The organism is Microbacterium sp. Ld4 (assembly GCF_045066555.1).
GTDB lineage: Bacteria > Actinomycetota > Actinomycetes > Actinomycetales > Microbacteriaceae > Microbacterium.
The window spans coordinates 1-5,493 of the sequence record NZ_JBISHE010000007.1; the positions used below are offsets into that span (position 1 = coordinate 1).

The following is a 5,493-nucleotide window of genomic DNA, read 5'->3' on the forward strand; positions in this document are numbered from 1 at the left end:
AAGAAGTCCGGCGGTGTCCTACTCTCCCACAGGGTCCCCCCTGCAGTACCATCGGCGCTGTGAGGCTTAGCTTCCGGGTTCGGAATGTAACCGGGCGTTTCCCTCACGCTATGGCCGCCGAAACACTATTGATGTTTCAATCGCGCATAACAAAGTCATTGTCATGCAGTTCTCGACCGTACATCGAGAACCACTCAGTGGACGCAAGCACCAAAAACGGTGTGTTATCAAGTCATCGGCTTATTAGTACCGGTCAGCTTCACGTGTTACCACGCTTCCACATCCGGCCTATCAACCCAGTAGTCTGGCTGGGAGCCTCTCGCCCGAAGGCATGGAAATCTCATCTTGAGGCCGGCTTCCCGCTTAGATGCTTTCAGCGGTTATCCATCCCGAACGTAGCTAATCAGCGGTGCTCCTGGCGGAACAACTGACACACCAGAGGTTCGTCCAACCCGGTCCTCTCGTACTAGGGTCAGATCCTCTCAAATTTCCTGCGCGCGCAGCGGATAGGGACCGAACTGTCTCACGACGTTCTAAACCCAGCTCGCGTACCGCTTTAATGGGCGAACAGCCCAACCCTTGGGACCTACTCCAGCCCCAGGATGCGACGAGCCGACATCGAGGTGCCAAACCATGCCGTCGATATGGACTCTTGGGCAAGATCAGCCTGTTATCCCCGAGGTACCTTTTATCCGTTGAGCGACAGCGCTTCCACAAGCCACTGCCGGATCACTAGTCCCGACTTTCGTCCCTGCTCGACCTGTCAGTCTCACAGTCAAGCTCCCTTGTGCACTTACACTCGCCACCTGATTGCCAACCAGGTTGAGGGAACCTTTGGGCGCCTCCGTTACTTTTTGGGAGGCAACCGCCCCAGTTAAACTACCCACCATGCACTGTCCCTGAACCGGATTACGGTTCGAAGTTAGATATCCAGAGTGACCAGAGTGGTATTTCAACAATGACTCCACGGTAACTGGCGTCACCGCTTCAAAGTCTCCCACCTATCCTACACAAGCCACACCGAACACCAATACAAAGCTATAGTAAAGGTCACGGGGTCTTTCCGTCCTGCTGCGCGTAACGAGCATCTTTACTCGTAATGCAATTTCGCCGAGTTCGCGGTTGAGACAGTTGGGAAGTCGTTACGCCATTCGTGCAGGTCGGAACTTACCCGACAAGGAATTTCGCTACCTTAGGATGGTTATAGTTACCACCGCCGTTTACTGGGGCTTAAATTCTCAGCTTCGCCTTGCGGCTAACCGGTCCTCTTAACCTTCCAGCACCGGGCAGGCGTCAGTCCGTATACATCGTCTTGCGACTTAGCACGGACCTGTGTTTTTAGTAAACAGTCGCTACCCACTAGTCTCTGCGGCCTCCACACCCTTTCGGAGTAAATCCTAATAAGTGGAAGGCCCCCCTTCTCCCGAAGTTACGGGGGCATTTTGCCGAGTTCCTTAACCACGATTCTCTCGATCTCCTTAGTATTCTCTACCTGACCACCTGAGTCGGTTTGGGGTACGGGCAGCTAGAACCTCGCGTCGATGCTTTTCTTGGCAGCATAGGATCACCCACTTTTTATCCGCATCGTGTCTCAGCCTTAATGAGAGACGGATTTGCCTATCTCTCGGCCTACGCACTTGCCCCGGGACAACCATCGCCCGGGTTGGGCTACCTTCCTGCGTCACACCTGTTAATACGCTAGCCGCACCAGAACGGGGTCGAGCGTTAGACCGGCCGGCATCACCCCGAAGGGATCCACTCAGCCGGGTTAGGACTCTTAGCACCACTGGATTAGCTTGGGCGGTTCTTCGCCGGTACGGGAATATCAACCCGTTGTCCATCGACTACGCCTGTCGGCCTCGCCTTAGGTCCCGACTTACCCAGGGAAGATTAGCTTGACCCTGGAACCCTTGGTCTTTCGGAGGACGTGTTTCTCACACGTCTTTCGCTACTCATGCCTGCATTCTCACTCGTGTAGCCTCCACGGCTGGTTCACACCGCCGCTTCGCTGGCCACACGACGCTCTCCTACCCATCAACACGGCTGGACCACGAAGGCCTACCAATAATGTCAATGCCACAACTTCGGTGGCGTGCTTGAGCCCCGTTACATTGTCGGCGCGGAATCACTTGACCAGTGAGCTATTACGCACTCTTTCAAGGGTGGCTGCTTCTAAGCCAACCTCCTGGTTGTCAAGGCAACTCCACATCCTTTCCCACTTAGCACGCGCTTTGGGACCTTAGTTGGTGGTCTGGGTTGTTTCCCTCTCGACTATGAAGCTTATCCCCCACAGTCTCACTGCTGCGCTCTCACTTACCGGCATTCGGAGTTTGGCTGACGTCAGTAACCTTGTAGGGCCCATCGGCCATCCAGTAGCTCTACCTCCGGCAAGAAACACGCAACGCTGCACCTAAATGCATTTCGGAGAGAACCAGCTATCACGAAGTTTGATTGGCCTTTCACCCCTATCCACAGCTCATCCCCTCAGTTTTCAACCTAAGTGGGTTCGGTCCTCCACGACGTCTTACCGTCGCTTCAACCTGGCCATGGATAGATCACTTCGCTTCGGGTCTAGGACATGCGACTGAATCGCCCTATTCAGACTCGCTTTCGCTACGGCTACCCCTCTCGGGTTAACCTCGCCACACATCGCTAACTCGCAGGCTCATTCTTCAAAAGGCACGCTGTCACAGCTACTAGGGCTGCTCCAACGGTTTGTAAGCAAACGGTTTCAGGTACTATTTCACTCCCCTCCCGGGGTACTTTTCACCTTTCCCTCACGGTACTTGTCCGCTATCGGTCATCTGGGAGTATTTAGGCTTATCAGGTGGTCCTGACAGATTCACACGGGATTTCTCGGGCCCCGTGCTACTTGGGATACTCTTCGCGTCAAGAGAGGCATTTCGACTACGGGGTTGGCACCCTCTATGACCCGCCTTTCAATGCGGTTCGTCTATACCTTCTTGTAACGCCGACAGATCGGCAGAACTGTCTGAAAAGTCCCACAACCCCGAATACGCAACTCCTGCCGGATATCACACGTACTCGGTTTAGCCTGTTCCGGTTTCGCTCGCCACTACTAACGGAATCGCGGTTGCTTTCTCTTCCTGTGGGTACTGAGATGTTTCACTTCCCCACGTTCCCTCTACCCGCCCTATATATTCAGGCGGGAGTCACTAGGTCGGCACGCCGCCCAGCGGGGTTTCCCCATTCGGACACCCTCGGATCAAAACTTGCTTATCAGTTCCCCGAGGCTTATCGCAGATTGCTACGTCCTTCTTCGGCTCCAGATGCCAAGGCATTCACCGTTTGCTCTTAAAGACTTGAAATCACATGAGTTTGAATCGTCAATCGAAATTGACTAATGATCTTTAAGATCATCTTTCTGAACCGATCAAAGATCAGTTCAAAGATGCTCGCGTCCACTGTGTAGTTCTCAAAGTACGGGCGGTACCCTCCCCAGCCACCAAACGGCAACCAGAAAAGGCCCAGAGGATTCGTCTGCTCCCGACCCCAAAGAGTCGAAGCGCATCCGGTCCCTCAGGACCCAACAGCGTGCATGTCCCAAACCCCGCCGGCCCTCACGTTCCATCCACCGAAGCAGAGTACTAACGAGAACCCTTAGGTTCTGACACCTCATCAAATGTTCCACCCATGAGCTCCCAGCGAGAACATTCGTCTCGATCTGGGTTCTGGAAGACCGAAATCTTCAGATGCTCCTTAGAAAGGAGGTGATCCAGCCGCACCTTCCGGTACGGCTACCTTGTTACGACTTAGTCCTAATTACCGATCCCACCTTCGACAGCTCCCTCCACAAGGGTTAGGCCACCGGCTTCAGGTGTTACCGACTTTCATGACTTGACGGGCGGTGTGTACAAGACCCGGGAACGTATTCACCGCAGCGTTGCTGATCTGCGATTACTAGCGACTCCGACTTCATGAGGTCGAGTTGCAGACCTCAATCCGAACTGGGACCGGCTTTTTGGGATTCGCTCCACCTCGCGGTATTGCAGCCCTTTGTACCGGCCATTGTAGCATGCGTGAAGCCCAAGACATAAGGGGCATGATGATTTGACGTCATCCCCACCTTCCTCCGAGTTGACCCCGGCAGTATCCCATGAGTTCCCACCATTACGTGCTGGCAACATAGAACGAGGGTTGCGCTCGTTGCGGGACTTAACCCAACATCTCACGACACGAGCTGACGACAACCATGCACCACCTGTTTACGAGTGTCCAAAGAGTTGACCATTTCTGGCCCGTTCTCGTATATGTCAAGTCTTGGTAAGGTTCTTCGCGTTGCATCGAATTAATCCGCATGCTCCGCCGCTTGTGCGGGTCCCCGTCAATTCCTTTGAGTTTTAGCCTTGCGGCCGTACTCCCCAGGCGGGGAACTTAATGCGTTAGCTGCGTCACGGAATCCGTGGAATGGACCCCACAACTAGTTCCCAACGTTTACGGGGTGGACTACCAGGGTATCTAAGCCTGTTTGCTCCCCACCCTTTCGCTCCTCAGCGTCAGTAACGGCCCAGAGATCTGCCTTCGCCATCGGTGTTCCTCCTGATATCTGCGCATTCCACCGCTACACCAGGAATTCCAATCTCCCCTACCGCACTCTAGTCTGCCCGTACCCACTGCAGACCCGAGGTTGAGCCTCGGGATTTCACAGCAGACGCGACAAACCGCCTACGAGCTCTTTACGCCCAATAATTCCGGATAACGCTTGCGCCCTACGTATTACCGCGGCTGCTGGCACGTAGTTAGCCGGCGCTTTTTCTGCAGGTACCGTCACTTTCGCTTCTTCCCTGCTAAAAGAGGTTTACAACCCGAAGGCCGTCGTCCCTCACGCGGCGTTGCTGCATCAGGCTTGCGCCCATTGTGCAATATTCCCCACTGCTGCCTCCCGTAGGAGTCTGGGCCGTGTCTCAGTCCCAGTGTGGCCGGTCACCCTCTCAGGCCGGCTACCCGTCGACGCCTTGGTGAGCCATTACCTCACCAACAAGCTGATAGGCCGTGAGCCCATCCCAGACCGAAAAATCTTTCCAACTGCTGACCATGCGGTCGCAGCTCATATCCAGTATTAGACGCCGTTTCCAGCGCTTATCCCAGAGTCAGGGGCAGGTTGCTCACGTGTTACTCACCCGTTCGCCACTGATCCACAGAGCAAGCTCTGCTTCACCGTTCGACTTGCATGTGTTAAGCACGCCGCCAGCGTTCATCCTGAGCCAGGATCAAACTCTCCGTAAAAGAAAAATACTGACAACGACCGGAATAGGCCGAAGCAGCGAGTTTGAACTGACCAAAGAGATAAATCATTGCTGACTATCTAATGCCGACTTCCCGGAAGAAGCCGGACTTTGATCCAAAGGAATCTCATCCCCAGCAAAAAGCCGAGGCGAGGTTATTTGGCATTTGACAAGTGCACGCTGTTGAGTTCTCAAGGATCGGATACTCCCACCACCACCCTCTCGGGCTTCGCTGCGGGGCAACTTC

General features: G+C 54.4%; 3 rRNA genes. All 3 read right to left on the reverse strand.

What is annotated here, in order from left to right:
- Positions 1-5: 5 nt before the first annotated feature.
- Positions 6-122, reverse strand: a 5S ribosomal RNA gene (gene rrf / locus ACJJV7_RS02950).
- 101 nt (positions 123-223) lie between these two features.
- Positions 224-3,329 (reverse strand): 23S ribosomal RNA (locus tag ACJJV7_RS02955).
- Between the two features lie 395 nt (positions 3,330-3,724).
- Positions 3,725-5,247: ribosomal RNA gene (locus tag ACJJV7_RS02960) — 16S ribosomal RNA — on the reverse strand.
- Together the 16S, 23S and 5S rRNA genes form the textbook arrangement of a ribosomal RNA operon.
- Positions 5,248-5,493 lie beyond the last annotated feature (246 nt).